The sequence below is a fragment of the Sphingomonas caseinilytica genome (assembly GCF_023516455.1).
GTDB lineage: Bacteria > Pseudomonadota > Alphaproteobacteria > Sphingomonadales > Sphingomonadaceae > Sphingomicrobium > Sphingomicrobium caseinilyticum.
Map to the genome: position 1 here is coordinate 439,543 of NZ_JAMGBA010000002.1, position 21,375 is coordinate 460,917.

Annotated in this window: 21 protein-coding genes and 1 riboswitch; of the genes, 9 read left to right on the forward strand and 12 right to left on the reverse strand. The window is 62.2% G+C overall.

The genetic code is table 11. The features are described 5' to 3' along the window. The first annotated feature begins 74 nt into the window (after positions 1-74). Complete coding sequence (locus tag LZ496_RS08805) at positions 75-1,544, forward strand: PAS domain-containing protein (RefSeq protein ID WP_249904261.1); 1,470 nt, start codon at positions 75-77, stop codon at positions 1,542-1,544. A gap of 3 nt (positions 1,545-1,547) precedes the next feature. Here the strand turns inward: LZ496_RS08805 and LZ496_RS08810 are convergent, their stop codons facing one another. Next, positions 1,548-2,021, reverse strand: coding sequence for a PilZ domain-containing protein (locus LZ496_RS08810; RefSeq protein ID WP_249904262.1), 474 nt, complete (start codon positions 2,019-2,021; stop codon positions 1,548-1,550). A gap of 168 nt (positions 2,022-2,189) precedes the next feature. On the opposite strand from LZ496_RS08810, the gene LZ496_RS08815 reads away from it, so the two are divergent. Next, complete coding sequence (locus LZ496_RS08815; protein ID WP_249904263.1) at positions 2,190-3,176, forward strand: hypothetical protein; 987 nt, start codon at positions 2,190-2,192, stop codon at positions 3,174-3,176. Between the two features lie 158 nt (positions 3,177-3,334). Further along, positions 3,335-4,030 (forward strand): hypothetical protein, encoded by a 696-nt coding sequence (locus LZ496_RS08820; RefSeq protein WP_249904264.1) that lies wholly within the window; start codon positions 3,335-3,337, stop codon positions 4,028-4,030. 440 nt (positions 4,031-4,470) lie between these two features. On the opposite strand, the gene LZ496_RS08825 is transcribed toward LZ496_RS08820, so the two are convergent. Continuing rightward, the gene (locus LZ496_RS08825; protein ID WP_249904265.1) at positions 4,471-4,845 is read right to left on the reverse strand and encodes a hypothetical protein; all 375 of its coding nucleotides are present in this window, start codon (positions 4,843-4,845) and stop codon (positions 4,471-4,473) included. Positions 4,846-5,002: 157 nt separating this feature from the next. On the opposite strand from LZ496_RS08825, the gene LZ496_RS13940 reads away from it, so the two are divergent. The 3 genes from LZ496_RS13940 to LZ496_RS08835 are packed head-to-tail and all read left to right on the forward strand — an operon-like array spanning position 5,003 to position 5,917. Further along, positions 5,003-5,131, forward strand: a complete 129-nt coding sequence (locus tag LZ496_RS13940; RefSeq protein WP_283937988.1) for a hypothetical protein — start codon at positions 5,003-5,005, stop codon at positions 5,129-5,131. 6 nt (positions 5,132-5,137) lie between these two features. Continuing rightward, entirely contained in the window at positions 5,138-5,596 is a 459-nt protein-coding gene (locus LZ496_RS08830) for a YaiI/YqxD family protein (RefSeq protein ID WP_249904266.1), read from the forward strand. Positions 5,597-5,614: 18 nt separating this feature from the next. Next, positions 5,615-5,917 carry an alkylphosphonate utilization protein gene (locus LZ496_RS08835; RefSeq protein ID WP_249904267.1) on the forward strand — a complete coding sequence of 101 codons (303 nt, stop codon included), beginning with the start codon at positions 5,615-5,617 and terminating at the stop codon, positions 5,915-5,917. Between the two features lie 89 nt (positions 5,918-6,006). Here the strand turns inward: LZ496_RS08835 and LZ496_RS08840 are convergent, their stop codons facing one another. From LZ496_RS08840 to LZ496_RS08855, 4 genes are all read right to left on the reverse strand, one after another. Then, positions 6,007-6,516 carry a hypothetical protein gene (locus tag LZ496_RS08840; RefSeq protein WP_249904268.1) on the reverse strand — a complete coding sequence of 170 codons (510 nt, stop codon included), beginning with the start codon at positions 6,514-6,516 and terminating at the stop codon, positions 6,007-6,009. Then, on the reverse strand, positions 6,513-8,147 hold the full coding sequence (locus LZ496_RS08845; RefSeq protein ID WP_249904269.1) for an anti-phage dCTP deaminase: 1,635 nt from the start codon (positions 8,145-8,147) through the stop codon (positions 6,513-6,515). Before LZ496_RS08845 ends, LZ496_RS08840 begins: the two co-directional genes overlap by 4 nt. 112 nt (positions 8,148-8,259) lie before the next feature. Further along, positions 8,260-10,134, reverse strand: coding sequence for a phosphomethylpyrimidine synthase ThiC (gene thiC, locus LZ496_RS08850; RefSeq protein WP_249904270.1), 1,875 nt, complete (start codon positions 10,132-10,134; stop codon positions 8,260-8,262). Positions 10,135-10,162: 28 nt separating this feature from the next. Next, positions 10,163-10,268, reverse strand: a riboswitch (TPP riboswitch). Positions 10,269-10,314: 46 nt separating this feature from the next. Next, positions 10,315-10,833 carry an EF-hand domain-containing protein gene (locus LZ496_RS08855; protein WP_249904271.1) on the reverse strand — a complete coding sequence of 173 codons (519 nt, stop codon included), beginning with the start codon at positions 10,831-10,833 and terminating at the stop codon, positions 10,315-10,317. 289 nt (positions 10,834-11,122) lie between these two features. On the opposite strand from LZ496_RS08855, the gene cysD reads away from it, so the two are divergent. Both cysD and cysN read left to right on the forward strand, forming a co-directional pair. Further along, positions 11,123-12,025: a sulfate adenylyltransferase subunit CysD gene (gene cysD / locus LZ496_RS08860; protein WP_249904272.1), complete on the forward strand. Its 903-nt coding sequence runs from the start codon at positions 11,123-11,125 to the stop codon at positions 12,023-12,025. After that, positions 12,025-13,950 carry a sulfate adenylyltransferase subunit CysN gene (gene cysN, locus LZ496_RS08865; RefSeq protein ID WP_249904273.1) on the forward strand — a complete coding sequence of 642 codons (1,926 nt, stop codon included), beginning with the start codon at positions 12,025-12,027 and terminating at the stop codon, positions 13,948-13,950. Before cysD ends, cysN begins: the two co-directional genes overlap by 1 nt. Before the next feature lie 3 nt (positions 13,951-13,953). Here the strand turns inward: cysN and LZ496_RS08870 are convergent, their stop codons facing one another. The 5 genes from LZ496_RS08870 to LZ496_RS08890 form a co-directional block, all read right to left on the reverse strand. Continuing rightward, positions 13,954-14,445 carry an EF-hand domain-containing protein gene (locus LZ496_RS08870; RefSeq protein WP_249904274.1) on the reverse strand — a complete coding sequence of 164 codons (492 nt, stop codon included), beginning with the start codon at positions 14,443-14,445 and terminating at the stop codon, positions 13,954-13,956. 73 nt (positions 14,446-14,518) lie between these two features. Beyond that, positions 14,519-15,355, reverse strand: coding sequence for a MipA/OmpV family protein (locus LZ496_RS08875; RefSeq protein ID WP_249904275.1), 837 nt, complete (start codon positions 15,353-15,355; stop codon positions 14,519-14,521). A gap of 106 nt (positions 15,356-15,461) precedes the next feature. After that, positions 15,462-15,803 carry a ferredoxin FdxA gene (gene fdxA, locus LZ496_RS08880; protein ID WP_249904276.1) on the reverse strand — a complete coding sequence of 114 codons (342 nt, stop codon included), beginning with the start codon at positions 15,801-15,803 and terminating at the stop codon, positions 15,462-15,464. Positions 15,804-15,855: 52 nt separating this feature from the next. Continuing rightward, entirely contained in the window at positions 15,856-16,149 is a 294-nt protein-coding gene (locus LZ496_RS08885; RefSeq protein ID WP_249904277.1) for an RNA-binding S4 domain-containing protein, read from the reverse strand. Positions 16,150-16,155: 6 nt separating this feature from the next. Then, on the reverse strand, positions 16,156-18,684 hold the full coding sequence (locus LZ496_RS08890; protein ID WP_249904278.1) for a helicase-related protein: 2,529 nt from the start codon (positions 18,682-18,684) through the stop codon (positions 16,156-16,158). A 93-nt stretch (positions 18,685-18,777) separates the two neighbouring features. Here LZ496_RS08890 and LZ496_RS08895 point away from each other — a divergent pair, with 93 nt between their 5' ends. Further along, positions 18,778-20,265, forward strand: a complete 1,488-nt coding sequence (locus LZ496_RS08895; RefSeq protein WP_249904279.1) for a M23 family metallopeptidase — start codon at positions 18,778-18,780, stop codon at positions 20,263-20,265. A 10-nt stretch (positions 20,266-20,275) separates the two neighbouring features. On the opposite strand, the gene galE is transcribed toward LZ496_RS08895, so the two are convergent. Continuing rightward, complete coding sequence (galE, locus tag LZ496_RS08900; RefSeq protein ID WP_249904280.1) at positions 20,276-21,283, reverse strand: UDP-glucose 4-epimerase GalE; 1,008 nt, start codon at positions 21,281-21,283, stop codon at positions 20,276-20,278. Positions 21,284-21,375 lie beyond the last annotated feature (92 nt).

Here is a 21,375-nt window from a genome sequence, read left to right on the forward strand (position 1 = left end):
CTAAGACTCCGCGGGGCAGAACCCTTGTCCAACGACAGGTTGGAGGCCGAAAAATGGGAGCGCCGGGTTCGGGCATGCAAGCAGCCGCAAATTCAACGGCAGATTCGCTGCTTGACGCATTCCGGACGATCAAGGCGCCTGAGCGCCAAAAGCATGTCGCCGTGCTGGACTATTGGCTGTCCATTCGGGGCGACAAGGAATTCCCGCCGCTCCACGACCTGGACCCGCTCGAAATCTCCGATGCCGGCCCATGCTCCCTCCTCCTCGAGCTGATCGGCGGCGGCCAGGATGCCGAAATCCGCCACCTTGGCGATGCGCTCCAGGCAGAAGTGACTGTCAGCCGCATTATTGACGCGCCCAGCCCCTCGCTCTTGTCGAGCATCGCCCGCAAGCTTCCGATCGTCTCGATTTCGCGCGAGTTCCTCGCGTTCGAAGACAGTTTCAGCACGTCAGCCGGAACCACCCGCTGCTGGGTCACGCTGCTTCCATTGAGCAGCTGCGGATCCTGGGTCGACTATGTTTACGCCTTTGTCAGCCTGGACTCGGGGGGCGCGAAATCGGTTGCCGCTTCCGAGCCTGCGGAAGTCGCGGAAGTTGCGGCGGAAACCGCATTGGACGAGCCGGAACTTGCCGAAGACAAAGTAGAGCCCGTGGCAGACGCCGTGGAGGCAGATGCGGTCGCAGAGACCGAAGCTAGCGAAACCGCCGAACTTGAAGCCGAACCGCTCGATCTGTCCGATGAGGTAGAGGAAGCAACCGTCGACGCCTCAAGCGACGAAGTTGTGGAAGCGCCCGCTCCAAAAAGCGCCCCCGGTTTTTCGAAGCTGCTCGACGGGATCGCCAACCTCACCGGATTCTATGGCCAGGGAGTCAACGTCGATGCGGTTCCGACCATGGAGCTCAGCGACTCAGCGTCGGTCGAAAGCGACCTGCCGGCCGAAGTTGAGGCGGATGAGGCGATCGAAGAGCCGACAGCCGACGAAATTCCGATCGAAGCGATTGAGCCTGAAGCCGGCACGTCAGAGGAATCGCTGTTGTCCGAGCCCGATGGCCCGGCGCCGGAAATCGAACCGGCGGTCGACGAACCGGCAACCAATGAGTTGCCCGCCGAAGAACCGCAGGAAGTGACGAACGAGCAGGTTGAACCGCGCACTGCGCCAGTAATGGAGGGACCGTTGCAAGACCAACTCGCCCAAGTCCGCGCCAAGGCCGAAGAGGCCCGCCAAGCCCAGCTTCGAGTCACTCAGGCGCTGCATGAAAGCCTGAGCGCCGCCTATGACTTCGCGCTCGATGCCGAAGGAAGTCCCGAGGAATATCTGCGCCTGGTCGAGGCTCAGGGGGTCAGGATCCAGCTTCGCGCGCCCATGGCACCGGTCGCCCGAATGGCCTTCGACGATGTTTGCGACGCGGCGACGATCCGCCAGTTCGAGGCCGTTCTTGCATGGGCGCTCAAGGTCGAACTGCCGCGCGGTGCGCTGCTGGAGCGGATCGAATCGGCGGGCGGGATACCCGAACTGCTCAACGAATTTTCGAAGGCAGCTTAAAGGCTAGGGGCGCTTCGGCGCCTTCAGCTTCAAGCCTTCGACCACCGCATTTTCCGCGCATTGGCGCGAAATGTCCGCGAGGATGGCAATGTCCTCTTCGCCGGCGCGGCGGGCCAGGAAATGCGTACGGCTGGCGATTCCGCGAAGTTCGCGGATCGCGGACTCCGGCAACTGCTGCTGGCCTTGCAACAGCCGTTCGAACACGGCTTCCGAAAGCGGGGTTTCGAACTCCAGGCCGATGAATTCTTCGCAATGCCACGCGACGCGGCACCGCTGGCTCTGCAACCCGTCGAGCGCCAGCCAGACCCAATTGTCCTTGGATACGACGGTCGAACATTCAATTCGGCAGCCGTGAGTGGACATGTCGATGATCCGGGCCGGTGCCTTGCGGCTGCCGTCGCGCATGGTCGCGCTGAGATGCAGCGCCGCGCGATCCGCGCGCCTGCGTTCTACCGGGACTTGGTTCGGTTGAGCCATGACGAGTTACTCCCGGACCGATTTTGCGCCTCCAGTTATGAACAAATAGTTCCGGAAAGGGCGAGGCGAGCGCCCGAAATTTTCCAATAAAAGTTCCATCCATCGCGGCTCCGTAACGGGCCATGGTAAATTCTGAGACCAAGCGACGGGCCAATGGGTTGGCTACCCATGACCTACTCAGTGAAACATGCTCGTTCCGGCCTCACTGCGATTGCCGCGGTGCTCGCCTTGTCCTCAACCTCATTGGCCGCCCAGGAGGTAGCCGATCCCTTGGCCCCAGCGGCGGAAACTACTTCCACTCCGACGCCTGAAGCGGCTCCGCAACCGGAGGCCACGACGTCGGAGCCCGTCGCCGACACCTCGGCACCCGAGCCCACTGCGGCGGAAACGGCAATGCCCTCTACGACGTCCCGTCAAACCGCGACGCGCAGCCGCGCGACCACCACAGCTCGTCGCGTAGCCAGCGAACCGGCCGCGGCTGCTGCCCCGATTGCGGCCCCGGCAACCGAAGCGCCGGCGGAAGGCATGCCGGTCCCACCGCCTCCGGTCGGTGCGACAGTCGACCCTGGAGCCATGCCGGTTGATGAGACCGCAACGGCTGAAACCAGCGCGATGCCGTCGGATGAGACGCTTTCGATTGTCGGCGCGGCGGGCCTTGGCCTTTTCGCCCTTGGCGGGATCGGCATGGCCATCGGTCGTCGCCGCAAGCGCAAGGAAGAAGAGGCCCACATGGCCGCCAACCGGGCCTACCTCGAAAGCCATCCGGTTGCCGACAAGCCGACGTCGCATAGCCCGGCCTTCGCTCGCACCGCGCCGGCGATGGCCGTTGCCGGACCGGGGCCGGTCCGCACGGACGTCCCGCGCACCAAGCTTCCGGAAGGTTTCGACCTGTCGCGCTTCGGCCCACACACTCGCGCTGCCTATCTTGGGCCGACCGAGGATAATCCGTCGCTGTCGATGAAGCACCGGCTGCGCCGCGCCGCGGCGATGGACCAGCAAGCCCGGATCCACGGTGAGGCTCCGCAGGAGACGGTCAAGGCGGCCGCCGCCCGACCCGACCGTGCCACCATGCCGATGTGGAATGTCGGGAACGACGGCTTCATGCTTCGCCGCGCACCAGGCAAGCAGGCACAGAAGCCGGCCTTCCAGCATTGAGGTAGATACCCGGCCATAGAGCGGCCCGGACGTCCATTGCGGATGCCCGGGCCGTTTTCGTTATGCGGCGTTCGTCGAACAGGCGGGGTTTCGTCGAACCTCAATTGCAACCCCTTGCCGCAAGGATAAAACGCGCCGGTCATAGCGGGAGGCGCAACATGATCGGCTGGATGGCAATGGCGGCGGCAATCTTGGCGCAGGCCGGACGGGCCGAGCAACAGCCGCTTCCGGAAACGGTTGTCGCGGTCTCGCCGGTTCCCATGGCCGCCGTGTCCGGGAATGTGATCACCCATCCGGTCGAGAAGATCCGAATCCGCGTGCCGGAAAAGGCGATCTATGCCGGGGCCGAGCGGTTCAACCTTTATGGCGTCGCCGATGCGGAGATCCATGTGTTCGTCGAGGCGGATGCGGCGAAGAAGATGCAGCGACTCTATTGGGTGCAGTTCGAAAGCTACCTGCCGAGCAACGACCATCGTTACAATTATGCGGAAGGGAACACGCGCTTCGACCTGTGGGGCGGAACGCCGACCTGGCTGGTCTGGGGGCCGCGCCTGTCCAGCGCGCCGTACCGCGCGGGCGGCGACCGGGAGAGCGTGATGCGGATCCTGTCGCGCGCCGGCTACACGATCCCTCCGGAAGTGTTGAACGTCCGAATGGTGCAGATGCTGGACGATCCAGCGGGCACCGGACGCGGCCGGCGCGAACTGATGATCATTTACAGCGAGGACCTGGCCCCAAGCGGGAAGACGGTTGCCGAGCTGGCGGTCGACGGCAAGGTCAATGAGGCGTTTAAGCCGCTGGAAAGACCGCTGATAGATCGCGCGACGACTTCGGTCAGCGTGGAGCGGTTTTAGTTCGCCTTCTTTTACGGCTGAAAGGTCACGATGCTGATCGGTCCGCGGGCCTGTGCCGACTGCTTCTTCCCTCCGTACCGCAGGCGGCAGTGAAGGCCCGGATGTGACGTTCATCAACTTCCTGTCCCCTGAAGGCGCGAAGGCGGATTGGCGCGAGCGCGCGTTCCCATGCGATGGCGAAGAGGCCATCGGGCTCTCGCAAGCGAAACCGATATGCGCCCTCGCGGCTCATGCCGACCGCTCGGGCGGATCGGGTCACGCTGCCCGTGCGGGCGAGCATTTCAAGGAAATCAAGCTGGCGCCCAGGCGTCCAGCCGTCATGCCGGCGGGTGGGGCGAGGGACTGTGAGTCGGCGCATCGCCGAGCCTAAAGCATAGGGCGCAGGCTGTAGGACAGGCTTATTTGCGCCCGCCGGTACAGATCCCTCTCACGCTTCTACATCAACGCCCCAGACGCCGGGCCAGCGCGCCGATCAGCAGCCCGGGCACCACCGCCATCGCCGACATGACGAACCCATAGACGAGTTCGAACGGCCAGAGATTATGGTCGGTGGGATCCTTCGCCACCTCGACCGCTACCCGGATCGCGATCGCCGCCGGAAAAGCGGAAATCATCGTCCAGAACACCCGCTTGAGGCTCGGCTGCCCCGAAGCGGCGAGGCCCGCCGTGATGACACCGAGCCCAGCCAGGCCGATGATCAACCCTGGATAGACGAACCCCTGATGATTGTAGGGAAGCTGCCAGAAGGGGATGCCCATCAGCAGCAGGCCGGCAACGAAGCCGAAAGCCAGCCATAGGGTGCCGCGCCCTGCCATCGCCTGTCCCTCCCTGGGCGCGAGTTTAGCACGAAGCGCCCGTAGGCATGAATGCTGGTGCTTTGGGCGTGCGCCGTTCGTGCCCCGTTTCGGCAATGCTTCAGAGCGGCTATGCAATGTCCATGCGGCGCATTCGCGCCCGAAGAGGAGACCGGCAATGGCCAAGGGCCAAATGAGGAAGAGCAAGGAAGCGCGCAAGCCGAAGAAGGAGAAGCCCAAGACGATCGCGGCCAATGCCTCGACGAAGGGCGGGCAGCGGGGCTTGGAAAACCTCAAGAACGACTAGCGTCCAATGACCGGTTCAGTCCGAATCTTGGTGGATGCGGACGCTTGTCCGGTGAAGGAAGAGGTCTACCGCGTCGCATTCCGCCGCGAAGTGCCCGTGCGCGTGGTCAGCAACAGCTATCTGCGCGTACCGGCGCATCCGCTGATCGAGCGGGTGGTGGTGTCGGACAAGTTCGACGCGGCGGACGACTGGATCGTGGAGCAGGCGGATGCCCGAACGGTGGTGATCACCTCCGACATATTGCTCGCCGACCGCTGCCTGAAGGCGGGTGCCACCGTGATCGGCAACAATGGCAAGCCGTTCACCGCCAGCATGATCGGATCCGCGATCGCCACGCGGGCGATCATGGCGGACCTGCGCGCAGGCGGGGACGTGGTCGGCGGCCCGGCGCCCTTCGCCAAGGCGGACCGGTCGCGGTTCCTGCAGGCGTTGGATGAGGCGCTGGTGCGGTTGGAAAGGGCTTAGTTCGGAAGGGAAGTCGAAGTGGCCGACGATGAATATGTCTATGACGAGGCCAGCGGCGAATGGCTGCCGGCGAGCGAGCTGGCGGCGCGGCAGGCCGCGGAAGGCGCGGTCGAGGTAAGGGACAGCGTCGGCAACCTGCTTCAGGACGGCGACCAGGTGACCCTGATCAAGGACCTCGATGTAAAAGGCGCGGGCCAGACCCTGAAACGCGGCACCCTCATCAAGTCGATCCGCCTGACCGGCGACCCGCAAGAGATCGACTGCAAATATGAAGGCATCAAGGGCCTGGTGCTAAGGGCGGAGTTTGTGCGGAAGCGGTAGCGGCGACGAGCAGAAGCAAGCGATTGCGAAGAGATCATGAGCTTGTGTTGCCAACTGAAACACAGAGCCATTTCAGGGCCATTTAGGCGTCAGGTAATATGAATAACCCAGTTTGTCGCGCGATCACGGGAAAGTGCCAAGTTTAGTACGGAGGCGAGTTTTCGAGACTCAGTGGGTTTTGAAACCAGCAACATAACATTGTTATCGTGCTGTTCTACCACCTCGTATCTCACGCGTGCTGGAAGCATGTCAGCATCCACCGACAAAGGCGCTGTATCGATAGAATGCCATGCTATCGGGTCGCGTGTATATAACGATTTCGTTTTCGATAGATGATTGAAGAAGTGGTCGCGACTGCTGCCGGGATTGTCGAATCTGACAACGTGCCGAAGGTCCAAAAGGTACTTTGGTTGAGTTACGTCGAGCAATTGCCTCAGATGAACTCCGTCGATCTCATCCATTGCGACGATAACAATTTGCTTCAGTGCATTATGTTGCAGATCGAAGCTGAATTGCCCCGCATCTGACAAGCGAGGTCGTACAGCACGCTTGCCCTTTGAGCGCTTCTTTTGCGTTAACTCTAACCCATGGTCGGTCATAAATTTTTTGTGAGTGCCGCTTCAATCTCAGGGTAAGCTGAGACGAGAGGGGACCACTCGTCACCCCATTCTGGTTCGCCGATTTTCATATCACCGGTAACCTTATCCTTCAGGTCCCGGACCTTTTCAAATGCTTTGAGATAGAGCCGTGGAGCCACTCCGACGAACGGTTTGAAAAGCACTCGTCCTCGGTCTTCTTCTGGATCGATCGCGCGCTCTTCAGAGATAGATAACGTGCTTGGCGGCACCCAATCTGCTTCTGAGACGGCTATGGCGTCGATGTGCAAACTTAACGCAAGACTCTTAGGATAGGGCTCAATGAACTGAACTTCATATACACCTGCGCTAACTATGTGGCGTGCGCAGTAGTGGCAGGGAAATGTCGTCACAAATAACCGAGTTCCGACCGTCGACGTACCCTCTCGTCCAGCTGAAAGGAGCGCGTCCATTTCTGCATGGACGGCTCTGCTGAACTCGATCAGGCCACCTAAGCGCGTCTTCCTGATCTTGGCTCGCAAGCTCTCTTTTTCACCTGCCGGAGTGACGTTGAGCTCAGGTATCTGCTCAATCAGTTCGTCAATAATGGCATTCTGCTCACGATTATTGCTGCAAAATGCTGGATTGCGAAATGCACATCGATGTTCGTGCGTGCGCTTGTTTCCCGAAAATTGCTCTCCGTAAACTCCGCCTCCTGCTCTCGGAACTTCATTGGTTCCCGTGGAGACAACCGTTCCGTAGTGATCGACAAGCGCTGCACCAACTTGCCTCGATAGGCAGGCGCTTCTGACGCGCGCTGAGTGAGCGTGATGCATCGCAGTCTCTTCGATGGTCGGCCTAACGAGCCGGTCATGAGTTACGATGCTAACTAGTCGGGCAAGGGGCTCCTCTAGATAGCCATTTTCGCCCGTCGGATCATTGAACGTGTTGTCGACGAAAAAATCAGCCTCGTAAAAGGCATTCGTCACATGTTGTCCGTAGGCTTTTTTCTCATCGTCCGCATCACGTGCGATGAAATCTTTTACCCTACTGACAAGCGCGGGATCCTGCTTTTCAGGGTTTGTCAGGAATTTCCCAATGATACGTTCTTCACGAACGCTCTCTTCACACACAACTCCGACAAGAGCGAACGAAGGTCCATAAGCTCGGCGAAACAGTTGAGTTTCCGCAGGATGCCTTATCGAGTCGATCAGCCATGCACGCTTAGTCTCGTCTGGCTGAACGGCCTGGCCTTGTACGAAGTCGGCACCAGTTAGACCTGCGCGGCGGCGCGCAATTGCAGCGAGGCATAGTCGTCCTACCCCGGCAGGGTCAGATTTTCTGATTTCATCGCCGAGATTCTGCAGCATAGGCACACTGTCGATGGGCCGCATGTCAGGAGGCGGAACGTCGCGACCGTGGGCCTCTGCCCAGCTCTTAATAAGCGCACTCATCTTTATAACCTGGCAGTCGTAACCGCGTGCTTCACAAGCCTTTTTAAGCGAGTCTATTGCACGGCTACCGCCCGCACCCACGGGTCCCACAACTCCAAACCAAATTTCATTGGATCGGATACCTTTGATGATGGTCTTGGCATCATCTTGTTGGTTTGCATTCGCTGCTCCAACGTGAGCAGCGGTCGACGCCTGCGCCATATCTTCATTACCCCCAATTACGCGGACGGGCATCTTTACCGAGCAGACAATACTTTGCCGTCAATTAGATCGTTGTGAATTACGGCGAACAGGTCAAGCCGAATATCGGAACTTACTCGGCCGCAGGCAAGTAAATCTCCCCGCCCTCGTCGTGGAAGCGCTTGGACATTTCTTCCATGCCCGCCTCGGCTTCCGCTACGGTCAGCTTCTCGTCCGCTGACTGCGCATTCTGCTTGGCCGCGAATTCCCTGACCTCTTGGGTAATCTTCATCGAGCAGAACTTTGGCCCGCACATCGAACAGAAGTGCGCCGTCTTCGCGCCCTCCGCCGGCAAGGTCTGGTCGTGATATTCCTCGGCTGTGTCGGGATCGAGCGACAGGTTGAACTGGTCGCGCCAGCGGAATTCGAAGCGGGCTTTGCTTAGCGCGTCGTCGCGGACTTTGGCGGCCGGGTGGCCCTTGGCGAGGTCCGCTGCGTGGGCGGCGAGCTTGTAGGTTACTACTCCTACCTTCACGTCGTCGCGGTCGGGGAGGCCGAGATGCTCCTTTGGCGTGACGTAGCAAAGCATCGCCGTGCCGTACCAGCCGATCATCGCCGCGCCGATGCCGCTGGTGATATGGTCGTATCCCGGCGCGATGTCGGTGGTGAGGGGCCCCAATGTATAGAAGGGGGCCTCGCCGCAGCTTTCCAGCTGCTTGTCCATATTCTCCTTGATCTTGTGCATGGGCACATGGCCGGGGCCCTCGATCATCACCTGCACGTCCTGCGCCCAGGCGCGCTTGGTCAGCTCGCCAAGCGTGTAGAGCTCGGCGAACTGCGCCTCGTCATTGGCGTCGGCGATGCTTCCGGGGCGGAGGCCGTCGCCCAGCGAATAGGCAATGTCATAGGCCTTCATGATCTCGCTGATCTCGTCGAACTTCTCGTAGAGGAAGCTTTCGCGGTGATGGGCCAGGCACCATTTTGCCATGATCGATCCGCCGCGGCTGACGATGCCGGTGACGCGCTTGGCGGTCAGCGGGACATAGGGCAGGCGGACTCCGGCGTGGATGGTGAAATAGTCGACGCCCTGCTCGGCCTGTTCGATAAGCGTGTCGCGGAATATCTCCCACGTCAGATCCTCGGCGATGCCGCCGACCTTCTCCAGCGCCTGGTAGATGGGGACGGTGCCGATCGGCACGGGCGAGTTGCGGATGATCCATTCGCGCGTGTCGTGGATGTTGCGGCCGGTCGACAGATCCATGACCGTGTCGGCGCCCCAGCGGATCGACCAGACCATCTTGTCGACTTCGGACGCGACGTCGGACGCGACCGCGCTGTTGCCAATATTGGCGTTGATCTTGACCAGGAAGTTGCGGCCGATCGCCATCGGCTCGCTCTCGGGGTGGTTGATGTTGTTGGGGATGATGGCGCGGCCGCGGGCAACCTCGTCGCGGACGAATTCCGGCGTGACGTAGTCGGGGATTGCGGCGCCGAAGCTTTCGCCGTCTCGTGCAAGGGCCTCGAGCGCCATTTCGCGGCCGAGGTTCTCGCGGGTCGCGACATATTCCATCTCGGGCGTGATGATGCCGCGGCGTGCGTAGTGCATCTGGCTGACATTGGCGCCCGGCCTGGCGCGAAGAACCCGGCGGCGGACGTTCGGGAAGGGCTGCACTCCGCCGCTGCGGTCTGGGCCCGACATGCCATTGTCCTCGGGACGGACCTCGCGTTGGGCGACTTCCTCGACATCGCCCCGCGCACGAATCCAGTCGCGGCGGAGCTCGGGCAGGCCGGCCATGATGTCGATGCGTTGCGCCGGGTCGGTATAGGGACCGCTGGTGTCGTAGAGGGTGACCGGCGGTTCGCCCGACGACGGCTCCAGCTCGACCTGCCGCATGGCGACGCGGACACCGGAGCCACTTTCCTTTGGGCCCTCGACATAGATCTTGCGGCTGCCGCGGATCGGGCCGGTGGTGACGGTAAGTTCGGTACGGGCAGGTGCGTCGGCCATCTTCAACTCCATCATGGGAGAGATGGCGGGATGGCCCGTCATCCTCTCCCTACGCCCGTGTGAACGGGATCAGGTTCTACGGGTCGCGGTCGTGAACCGCCTCTCAGCCGCTATCGGCTCCCCGGGGATGACTAGCCATTAGGCCAGGGCGCGCCTGATTGCCAGCGGCGCGACCGTCGATCAGCGCTGCTGCCTGGCCAGCGCGGTCTTTTCTGCTTCGCTGATCGTACCGTCCCTGTTGGTGTCGACTCGATCGAAGTTAGCGAGCGGTCCCGCGCGAAACTCGTCTGCAGTCACCTTGCCGTCCTTGTTCTTGTCGAGCTGGCCGAGAAGTTCAGAGGGAGGTGCAGCCTTCGGCGTCGGCGCGGCGGCCTTGAACTCGGCGAGGCTCAGTTGGCCGTCCTTATTGCCGTCGAGTTTGGTGAATTCCGCCTCGAGCTTCTGGTTGATGACGCCCTGAGCTTCAGCGACCTGGCGCTTCTGCGCGGCTTCGATCTCGGCGGTGTTCAGCGACTTGTCGCTATTGGCGTCCAGACGCTTGAAGCTGGCGTCGATCTGGCTCGACAACGCTGCCTTGGTGACCGGCTGCGCCGCGGCGGCAGGTGCTGCACCGGTCTGGGCTGCAGCACCGGATGGGGCGAAAATTGCCAGGGATGCCGTGAGCGCGAGAGCATTTAGGGGAAGGGAGCGATTGAACACTTGATTCTCCAGAAACAGGGTAAGCTGTTGCTGGATAGTGCAGGCGATAAGCTGCGTCTATCCGTTTGATTTCTGAAGATTTGTTTCCCCTCGTGAGTGTCGGAATATCGTAGCGCCAAACGCCCGGTGAGGACCGTTAGCGTCGACGGACTTCTCAGCTCGACCGACAAATCGACCTTAAAGCGCTGGAAAAAATATGGCGATGGCCTCAAACCGCTGGCAGATGCGATTGCCGGCAAGAGCTGATCGCGAAACTGTCGTGGGGAGACACCCGAATTCGGGTGATTGAATGCATAACCTGACTCATCTCGACCGCCTCGAGGCCGAGAGCATTCACATCATGCGGGAGACGGTCGCGGAAGCTTCACGGCCGGTGATGCTTTATTCGATCGGCAAGGACAGCGCGGTGATGCTGCACCTTGCCCGCAAGGCATTCTACCCGGCCTCGCTTCCGTTCCCCCTGCTGCATGTCGATACGAGCTGGAAGTTCCGCGACATGTATGCGCTTCGCGACAAGGTCGGCGGCGAGGACGGGATCGAGCTACTCATCTACAAGAATCCTGAAGCCGAGGCGCGGGGTATCAACCCGTTCGACCATGGGCCGCTCCACACTGACATGTGGAAGACGGAAGGGCTGAAGCAGGCACTCGACATGTACGGCTTCGATGCGGCTTTCGGGGGCGCTCGCCGGGACGAGGAGAAAAGCCGGGCGAAGGAACGCATCTTTTCCTTCCGGACCGCATCTCACCGCTGGGACCCCAAGGGGCAGCGGCCCGAGCTTTGGTCGCTCTACAACGTCCGGAAAAATGCCGGGGAATCGATGCGGGTCTTTCCGCTGTCGAACTGGACCGAGCTGGACGTCTGGCAATATATCATGCGCGAGGGGATCGAGATCGTTCCCCTCTATCTCGCCGCGCCGCGATCCGTGGTGGAACGCGACGGCCTCATCATCATGGTCGACGACGACCGGTTCCGGCTGCGCGATGGCGAGCAGGTTGAAACGCGCTCGGTCCGGTTTCGGACGCTTGGCTGCTATCCGCTGTCGGGCGCGGTCGAAAGCGATGCGGATACGATCGAAAAGGTCGTCCAGGAAATGCTGCTCGCGACCACCAGCGAGCGGCAGGGCCGCATCATCGACCGCGATGCGGGCGACGGATCGATGGAGAAGAAGAAGCAGGAGGGCTACTTCTGATGGCCCTGCCTCACGCAGACGAGCGCGAACTCATCGCCAGCGATATCAGCGCTTACCTGGAACGCCAGAAATCCAAGGAGCTTCTCCGCTTCATCACCTGCGGCAGCGTCGACGACGGAAAATCGACCCTGATCGGACGGCTGCTGTTCGAAACCCGGCAGATCTTCGACGACCAGATGGCGGCGCTGGAGGCAGACAGCAAAAAGGTCGGAACACAAGGCGGAAACATTGATTTCGCGTTGCTGGTCGATGGACTCAGCGCCGAGCGCGAGCAGGGGATCACCATCGACGTTGCTTACCGGTTCTTCGCCACGGCGAAGCGCAAGTTCATCGTCGCTGATACGCCGGGGCACGAGCAATATACGCGCAATATGTTCACCGGCGCCTCGACGGCGGACCTTGCCGTTCTACTTGTGGACGCCCGCAAAGGGGTCCTGGAGCAGACCCGGCGGCATTCGATCCTGACTCACCTGGTCGGTATCCGCCGCCTCGTCCTTGCCGTTACGAAAATGGACCTGGTCGATTTCGACAGGGACGCGTTCGAAGCCATCGTTGCCGATTATCGGAGCTTCGCCGAGCAGATCGGGATCCTCAACTGGGTCGCCATTCCGGTTTCCGGGCTGTCTGGCGACAATGTTGCCGGTCGAGGCGATGCGATGGGTTGGTACGATGGGCCATCGCTGCTTGAGCACCTTGAAACCGTGCCGATCGACAGCGCGGCGGATGAAGCGAAGCCGTTCCGGATGCCGGTGCAATGGGTCAATCGGCCCGATCAGCATTTCCGCGGCTTTGCCGGTCAGATCGCAGGCGGCCACGTCAAACCGGGCGACGAGGTCCGGATTCTGCCGTCCGGGCGCATCGGCAGGATCGACAAGGTCGTGACGATGGATGGCGACCTGGATGTCGCGGTTGCCGGCCAGTCAGTTACCCTGACCCTCACCCAGGAAATCGATTGTTCGCGGGGCGATGTCATTGCCGCTGCCAAGGATCCGCCGCATGCGGCCGACCAGTTCGAAGCGACGATCATCTGGATGGCAGACGAGCCGATGGTCCCGGGTCGCGGATATTGGCTGAAACTGGCGACGCAGAATGCCACGGCAACGGTCGCACAGCCCAAGCACCAGTTGAACGTCAACACGATGGAAGAGCTTGCGGCGAAGACGCTCGATCTCAATGCCATCGGCGTTGCGGAGATCACTACCGATCGGCCGCTCGTGTTCGAACCCTATGCCGATGTCGCCGGAGGGCCGCCCAATCGGCAGCTCGGCGGCTTCATCCTGATCGACAAGCTGACCAATTCGACGGTTGCGGCCGGAATGCTGCACTTCGCCCTTCGGCGAGCGGAAAATGTGCATTGGCAGGCCCTAGACGTCGGCCGCGACATGCATGCCCGGCTCAAGGGACAGAAGCCTGCCGTGCTTTGGTTCACGGGGCTTAGCGGTGCCGGCAAGTCCACGATCGCCAACCTCGTCGAAAAGAAGCTCGCGGCCTTGGGCCGTCACACCTTCCTTCTCGACGGCGACAATGTCCGCCACGGACTCAATAAGGATCTCGGCTTCACCGAAGCCGACCGCATCGAGAATATCCGAAGGGTCGGCGAGGTCGCCAAGCTGATGACGGATGCAGGCCTCATCGTCCTTACTGCCTTCATCTCCCCGTTCCGGGCGGAACGCGAAATGGTGCGCGGCATGATGGCGGAAGGCGAGTTCGTCGAAATCTATGTCGACACGCCCCTAGCCGAAGCAGAGCGCCGGGACGTCAAAGGCCTTTATGCAAAGGCGAGGGCCGGGGACCTGCCCAATTTCACTGGCATCGACAGCCCGTACGAACCGCCCGAGCAGCCCGAACTGTGGATCGACACCACCGCGATGAGCGCCGAGGAAGCGGCGGACAAGATCGTCGAGGAGTTGCTGAAGCTTCGCTAGGAATCAGCGCGGCTTGATCCCGCCGGCCTTCAACTCGTCGGCGGTCACGATTCCATTCTTGTCGCTGTCGACCCGGTCGAAATTGGCCAGGGTCGCAGTGCGATGTTCCGCCATGCTGACCTGGCTGTCCCGATTGCCGTCCATCCGCGCAATCATCGGCTGCGCATTAGCCACGGGCGCGGGCGTTGCGACTTTGGCAAACTCCGGCTGGCTCAACTGACCATTCTTGTCCTTGTCCAGTTGAGTGAACAGCGCCTTGTTGCGGGCTCTGGCCTGGGATGCCAGCTGCTGCGTCTGGAACTGCTCGATTTCAGCCTTTGTCAGCTGGCCATTTTTGTCCGCGTCCATCTTGCGGAACTCACTATCCATCCCGGCAATGAACTGGGCCCTTGGCAGGGGCGCGTCACTGGTGGCGGCGACCTTGGCCTGGCCCAGCACGGGCGATGCGATCAGCAGCGCGGCAACAGACGCTGCGGCGAGTAGCCTTGTCGACAATCCGTCCTCCCGGAAAGCTGCAGCAGGCTAGCCGCTTTCGGTTGGAATTCAAGACGTTGGCCATTGCCCCCGATCAGAAGGTGTAGGCGACTCCAAGAGCGCCAAACCATTGGCTGGAACTGCCTGCCTCATCGACGATCGGCGAATCCGCAAAGTCGCCGGACAATTTGGTGTAGAGCCCGGTCCCGAAAATGGACCAACCGTGGGTCAGGTCGCCGCTGATCGACTGGTTGGCGAACAGGCCGATGCGCCAATGCTTGAAGCCGCCGTCGGCGTCGAACTGGGGCAGAGTGCTCGCCAGCGAGTCACTTGCGTCGATCGAATAGTAATAATCGGCATATCCGTCGCCGGCCCACTCTGCGCTCGCCGAAATGCCGACATAGGTCGTCATGGACAGCGGTGTCCCGAAATCGATGGTCGGGGTAATGAGCGTTGAGCCATGCGCGTCGCTGACATCCGTCGTCACGTCGATGTGAAAGCTCAAGGCATCATAGGGATTGGTCAGGCCATGATAGGTGACGCCAGCGAAGCCGCCGACTTCGAACGCCGTGTCGCGTTCTTCCATGGCGTCCACCCGGTCATCTTCGACCTTGCCGGTGCGATTGAGCCGCGCTCCGACAATCGGGCCAAAATCGAATTCTACCGGGCTGTCACCGCGACGAATGAAGTCGACATACAGAAAGGTCCCGCGGCTGTAGAAGTTGAAGCCGTTATACCGGCCGCGAATTCCGACCACCGGAATGAACTCATAATCGTCAGACCCCTCATAATCGGGGATCATGCCGGCGCCGGCGCCGATGCTGAACGTATCGCTCTGGTCGTTGGGATCGGGCAGCTGCCCGGTTCGGGTCTGGCCCAGCGCCGGCGTGGCGGCAAGCAAAGCTGCGATGGCGATAGCGGTTCTGTACATGTCGGCCCCCAGTTTTACGCAGCCCAAAGGCCGCCCTGCAGGCATATCTTTAACCGCAATCAAGAAATTTCAAAACGGTGGCGAAAATATTTCGCCTACCTGTGGCTCAGTCGCCTTTCCCGGGCTCCGGCGAGAAATATTTGTCGTACTTGCCTTCCTCACCCTTATGCTCGTCGGCATCGTCGGGGGTCTGGTTATTCTTCCGAGTGACGTTGGGCCATTGGGTCGAAAAGGTGGAGTTCAGCTCCAGCCATTTCTCAAGCCCGCTTTCCGTATCGGGGAGGATTGCTTCGGCCGGGCATTCCGGCTCGCAAACGCCGCAGTCGATGCATTCATTGGGGTTGATGGCGAGCATATTTTCGCCCTCATAGAAGCAATCCACCGGACAGACCTCGACGCAATCCATATATTTGCAGCGGATGCAGGCGTCGGTGACGACATAAGTCATGGCAAAAATGCTCCCTCTCTTGGGGCGTGGCTAGGTCGGTCGGGACGCGCCGTCAATCGGCTCCGCCTTGCTGCGAGACGTTCTCAGTTGAAGCGGCCTCGTCCAGATCTTCATAACATCGCCGAGCCTCGCTCGCAGGACCCCGCCTTGCCGGCAAGGCAAGAACGCGCAGGACTCGCACATTTCCGCGCATCGGAAATGCAATTACCGAACCGACCAGCACCTCCTCGGCAGGCTTGGCGACCCGCTTTCCGTCGAGGCGCACATTGCCGCCTTCGATCAACCCCTGAGCCAATGTCCGACTTTTCAGCAGTCGGATGAAGAACAGGAAACGGTCGAGCCGCATGAGGCCCTAACGCTTGAGGCCAGCCAGCGCCGCGAAGGCGTTGCCAGGCCGCGGCCCCTGGGGCTCGCGGCGGCGCGGGCGGCGATGGCCGCGCCAGGCCCAGCTTTCGCCTGCAGGGACGAATCCAACCTCGGCCATCAGGTGGCGGACGGTTGGCTCGTCGAGGCCCAGGCTGGTTGCGAGCGGACGGTCGACGGGATCTTCGCCACCATGCTGGCGAACATGGTGGGCATGGGTTGCCAACCGATCGGCCAGGTCGATCCTGAGCCAGTCGGTCCCGAGCCGGCGAAAGGCGAGTGCCGCTCCTCGCGCATCGGCGCTGCCATCGAGCATCGCCGCCGATGGCTCGGGCAACCGCGGCATGGGCTGACCGGCGCGGACTGATAGCAGCGCCGCGCGCCACTGCTGCGCGGCGGGCTTCAGCAGCGACTGGACATAAACGTCGAGCGCGCCGAGACGTACGCGGAGGCGGTGAAGGGCATGCCGATCGGCCTTGTCGAGCGCCGACAGCTGGGCCGCGATCGAGCGGCGGGGCAATTGCCCGCCGGCATCGACCAGCATTGCCGCCAGCGCCCGGACGCCGGGTGTCGACTTGGGATCAGCGGCGGCGTTGGACAGCATTCTTAAGGCGGGGACGTGGCGCGAGATCTGGGCTTCCACCCATTTTTCCAAACGGCTGCGAAGTCTGGTTCGTCGCTCCGCCGACAGCCGGTCGAGGGCGCGGGCGGTACGGACTGCGGGCTCCAGCAAAGAGCGGCCCGGCGCCAGCCGCGCGAGTACATGCCCGTCCCAGCCGATCGCCAGTCCTCCGGCCTCCTCAACCAGCCGAAACTCGGTGTCAGGCGCGGCGCACAGCGCTGCGGCGCGCCGGTCCAGCTCGTCGCCAAGCCGCCGTTCCGCCGCCGCCAGCAGCAGGCGCTTGTCGGCCAACCGGGCCAAGGGGTCGACCCGAAACTCAAATCCGGAGAGGTGGCCGATCGGCTCCGGCCCGACGCTGACTTCGCCATCCGCGGCGACCGTGACCGGAAGCGCGTCGGACCCGCGCGCACCAATGTCGCGGACCAGCACGGCAGTTCGCCGGTCGACGAAACGCTGCGTCAATCGCTCGTGAAGCGCATCAGAAAGCCGCGCCTCGACCGCTCTTGTCCGTTCGGCCCATTTGGGCGGATCGGCGAGCCAATCCGAACGCTGGGAGATGTAGGCCCAGCTGCGAATGCCTGCGAGGCGATCGGCCAAGGCTTCAATATCGCCCGCGACATTGTCGAGCCGCGTAACTTCCGCGGCAAACCACTCGTGCGGGATGTGGCCGCCCTCGCCAATATAGCTGAAGAGGCGCCGGATCATCCGTGCATGATGCATCGGCCCGACCTTCCGGAAGTCCGGAAGTCCGCATACCGCCCACAGCTTTCGCGCCCTTGAGGCCTTGGTGGCGGCAATCGCAGGATCTTCGGCGAGGAGTTTCAGCACCGCCAGGTCGATCGCCAGCGGCGCAGGTTTCAATAGCGGATCATCGCTCTTCGCTTCGAGGCTCGCGATAAGGTCCGTGACGCTGGTGAAGTCGAGGTCGGCGCTCCGCCAATAGAGATGATCGAGAGGGCGGAAGCGATGGTCTTCGATCGCATTCGCTTCTTCCTCGCTCATCTCAGGCGCATTTTCGCCGCCCAGGCCCAACGTACCGAAGCTTCCGTCGCGTTGGTGACGGCCGGCGCGACCCGCGATCTGCGCCATTTCGGAGATGGTCAGCCGGCGGTCGCGGCGCCCGTCGAACTTTTCGAGGCCCGCGAAAGCAACATGGGTCACGTCCATGTTGAGGCCCATTCCGATGGCGTCGGTGGCGACAAGATAATCCACCTCGCCGCGCTGGAACATGGCGACCTGGGCATTGCGGGTGGCGGGCGACAGGGCGCCCATCACCACTGCGGCGCCGCCCTTGAAGCGGCGCAGCATCTCGGCCAGCGCGTAGACTTGCTCGGCCGAGAAGGCGACGACTGCGGAACGAGGCGGCAGGCGGCTGAGCTTGGCCGAACCGGCGTAGCGCAGGGTCGAAAAGCGCGGGCGGCTGACGATCTCCGCTTCGGGCAGCAATTGCCGAACGAGCGGGCGCAATGTGTCCGAACCGAGGATCAGCGTCTCTTCACGGCCGCGTGCGCGCAGCATCCGATCGGTGAAGACGTGGCCGCGCTCGGGGTCGTTGCCCAGCTGCGCTTCGTCAATTGCCGCGAAAGCGAAATCAGCGGGTAGCGGCCCCTCATTGGGCCGGTCGTCGCGGCCCGTCCGAACCGGCATGGATTCAGCGGTGCACAGCACGTAGCGAGCGCCGGGCGGAACAATCCGCTCCTCGCCGGTAATCAGTGCGACCTGCTTTTCGCCTTTCAGCTTGACGACCTTGTCATAGACCTCGCGCGCCAGAAGACGCAGCGGGAATCCGATGACGCCGGACGAATGGGCGCACATCCGTTCGATCGCCAAGTGGGTCTTGCCGGTATTGGTGGGCCCAAGAATGGCCCGCACAAGGCCGTCACGCGTGGCGGACATGATCCTGATCTTGGCATAGCCGTGGCTAAGCGCAAGCGGCTTTGCGGCCAGTTGAGGCTTGCCATGTTTATTGGAACTTAACTTCTTTTAACCATGACTGGTCCCTCGATCGAAAACGGGGACAAAACGTTGCTGCACATGCGCGAAGAATGGCGGACCGAGGCGGCCTTTGCCGTCTCTCCTCCGGTCGCGCCCAGCTTCGGCCGGCGCAAGAGGCGGCTCCGGGACATCGACCTCGTCGTCGATCTCGCCGAGGAGCCTCTATCACTGCGCTGGTGGCGCGGCGTTGCGACACTGTCGGCCCTGTTTGCGATGATTGCCATTGTCGCTCCTACGCCCTTTGAACCGCTTCCGGCGGTACCGATCGATCGGATCGGGTCGGCCGAAGCGGAGCAATATCGCGACATTGCCATCGCGCCCCTCTCATCGGGGTCTGAAACCGGCGTCCGGATGGCCGCCAGCGCGCTGGTGCAGCCGCTTAGCGAGGCGCCGGACCGGCCGTTCGTGGAACTGTTCGCCCGGCTTGGTGCAGGCGACACACTGGGCCGGATGCTCAGCCGCAGCGGGGTCTCCTATGCCGAGGCCGACGCCGCCCAGCGCCTGGTCGCGGCCGCCGCACCAGGCGGCGTGACGCCCGGGACGAGCTTCTCGATCAAGCTTGGCCGGTCCAGCCCCAGTGGGCTTCGGCCGATCGAGCGGATCATGTTCCGCGCCGGCCTCGATACAACGGTGACGCTGACCCGCAGCGCGGAAGGGCTGAAGGTCGGCATCTCCAAAGTCGCGGTCGACAACCGGCCGCTCCGGATCCGCGGCCGCGTCGGCGACGGTCTATACTGGGCGCTTCGGGCGTCCGGCGTGTCACCGCAGGCCGCAGGCGAATATCTTCGCGCTATCGGCGGGCAGATCGATGTCGGTGATGCCATCGGGCCCAACGATCGCTTCGATCTGATCGTCGCCAATCGCCGAACGGCTAATGGAGAGAGCCAGGAAGGGCCGCTTCTTTACGCCGCGATCGAGCGGATGGGGGGGCACAATGTCCGTCTGATGAAATGGACGCTCAATGGCCGGACCGACTGGGTCGACGCCAATGGCGCGGGCCGGCAAGTCGCTGCCACTGTCTGGCCGGTAGCCGGGCGCATAACATCCGGCTTTGGCCTGCGCGTCCACCCGATCCTGCGCTTCGCCCGCATGCATCGAGGGATCGATTTCGGTGCCGGCTATGGTGCGCCGATCGTCGCGGCAGCCGACGGCCAGGTGACTGCGTCGGGCTGGTCGGGCGGCTATGGACGACAGGTACGGATCGCCCATGGCGGCGGCATCGCGACGACCTATAGCCATATGAGCCGGTTGGTCGCCGAACCGGGCAGCTTCGTCCGGCAAGGCCAGTTGATCGGCTATGTCGGCTCGTCCGGCCTGTCGACCGGCCCGCACCTTCACTACGAAGTTCTTCGCAACGGTACCGCGGTCAACCCGCTCAGCGTTCGCTTGGGCAGCCGGGCACTTCTGGAAGGGCCCGAGCTGGAGCGGTTCAAGGCCCATCTGGCAAAGCTGATGGCGGTCAGGTCGCCGAGCGGAGCCTAACGAAGGCGAGTCAGCCTCGGCGTCTGTTCCGTGTGGCGTAGCGCCAGCTATCTACGCACATCTCCTCGATACGCCGTTTTGCAGTCCAGTTGAGCTTGGCCCGGGCCTCGTCCGCCGAAGCATAGAGGGTCGCGACGTCTCCCGGTCGCCGCGCGGCGACAGCATGGTTTACCTTCGCGCCAGTAGCGTGCTCGAAGGTACGAAGCAGTTCGAGGACGCTGGTCCCGTGCCCGGTTCCGAGATTGTAAGCTTGGGCCCCTACAATGCTGCCAAGCGCATCGAGCGCCGCGACATGGCCATCCGCCAGGTCGACGACGTGGATATAATCCCTGACGGCTGTGCCGTCCGGCGTCGGGTAGTCGTTCCCGAACACTTGAAGGCAATCACGCTCGCCAAGCGCGGTGCGGAGGACAAGTGGCATCAGATTGTTAGGGATGCCCGTTGGATCCTCCCCGATCAGCCCTGAATCATGGGCTCCAATGGGATTGAAGTAGCGAAGGAACGAGACCTGCCACCGTGTATCGGCAGCTGCGAGGTCCGACATCATCTGCTCGCAAATCAATTTGGTCTGGCCGTACGGGTTCACTGCCTGCTTGGGATGCTTCTCGTCGATCGGAAGATACTGCGGCTCTCCGTAAACGGTTGCGCTGCTACTGAACACGATCTTGCGAACCCCGGTTGCTTCCATCGCGCCCAACAGCGCAAGCGTTCCCGCAACGTTGTTGGTGTAATAGGAAAGCGGGTCCGCAATCGATTCACTGACTGCTTTGAGGCCGGCCAAATGCACCACGGCCTCGAGCTCGTCCGATCCAAGCAGGTCGCGAAGCCTGGCCGCATCCCGGATATCACCGCGAACGATCTTGATCGCCTTTCCCGCCAGCTCATTGAGCTGGTCTGCCACCGACGGCGAACTGTTGCAGAAATTGTCGAATATGATCGGCGTATGCCCGGCCTGCAGCAGCGAGACGGCAACATGCGAACCGATGTACCCGGCGCCTCCAGTGAGAAGAATGTTCATTTGGCCATTCTTTGCGCACCCGTTTTTCAATCCTCCGGATGCACGTCGGCCGGCCCATGGTCAACGCCACGAGCCGGCCGGTACTATTGTTC

Excerpts from the sequence above, each read along its gene's own strand:
- fdxA (WP_249904276.1), bottom strand. The coding sequence starts at position 15,803 with ATGACTTATGTCGTCACCGACGCCTGCATCCGCTGCAAATATATGGAT.
- LZ496_RS08875 (WP_249904275.1), bottom strand. The coding sequence starts at position 15,355 with ATGTACAGAACCGCTATCGCCATCGCAGCTTTGCTTGCCGCCACGCCG.
- LZ496_RS08845 (WP_249904269.1), bottom strand. The coding sequence starts at position 8,147 with ATGGCGCAGGCGTCGACCGCTGCTCACGTTGGAGCAGCGAATGCAAAC.
- LZ496_RS13940 (WP_283937988.1), top strand. The coding sequence starts at position 5,003 with ATGGCCAAGGGCCAAATGAGGAAGAGCAAGGAAGCGCGCAAGCCGAAG.
- galE (WP_249904280.1), bottom strand. The coding sequence starts at position 21,283 with ATGAACATTCTTCTCACTGGAGGCGCCGGGTACATCGGTTCGCATGTT.
- LZ496_RS08895 (WP_249904279.1), top strand. The coding sequence starts at position 18,778 with ATGACTGGTCCCTCGATCGAAAACGGGGACAAAACGTTGCTGCACATG.
- cysD (WP_249904272.1), top strand. The coding sequence starts at position 11,123 with ATGCATAACCTGACTCATCTCGACCGCCTCGAGGCCGAGAGCATTCAC.
- LZ496_RS08810 (WP_249904262.1), bottom strand. The coding sequence starts at position 2,021 with ATGGCTCAACCGAACCAAGTCCCGGTAGAACGCAGGCGCGCGGATCGC.
- LZ496_RS08825 (WP_249904265.1), bottom strand. The coding sequence starts at position 4,845 with ATGGCAGGGCGCGGCACCCTATGGCTGGCTTTCGGCTTCGTTGCCGGC.
- cysN (WP_249904273.1), top strand. The coding sequence starts at position 12,025 with ATGGCCCTGCCTCACGCAGACGAGCGCGAACTCATCGCCAGCGATATC.
- LZ496_RS08830 (WP_249904266.1), top strand. The coding sequence starts at position 5,138 with ATGACCGGTTCAGTCCGAATCTTGGTGGATGCGGACGCTTGTCCGGTG.
- LZ496_RS08820 (WP_249904264.1), top strand. The coding sequence starts at position 3,335 with ATGATCGGCTGGATGGCAATGGCGGCGGCAATCTTGGCGCAGGCCGGA.
- LZ496_RS08890 (WP_249904278.1), bottom strand. The coding sequence starts at position 18,684 with ATGTCCGCCACGCGTGACGGCCTTGTGCGGGCCATTCTTGGGCCCACC.
- LZ496_RS08815 (WP_249904263.1), top strand. The coding sequence starts at position 2,190 with ATGACCTACTCAGTGAAACATGCTCGTTCCGGCCTCACTGCGATTGCC.
- LZ496_RS08805 (WP_249904261.1), top strand. The coding sequence starts at position 75 with ATGCAAGCAGCCGCAAATTCAACGGCAGATTCGCTGCTTGACGCATTC.
- LZ496_RS08885 (WP_249904277.1), bottom strand. The coding sequence starts at position 16,149 with ATGCGGCTCGACCGTTTCCTGTTCTTCATCCGACTGCTGAAAAGTCGG.
- LZ496_RS08840 (WP_249904268.1), bottom strand. The coding sequence starts at position 6,516 with ATGACCGACCATGGGTTAGAGTTAACGCAAAAGAAGCGCTCAAAGGGC.
- thiC (WP_249904270.1), bottom strand. The coding sequence starts at position 10,134 with ATGGCCGACGCACCTGCCCGTACCGAACTTACCGTCACCACCGGCCCG.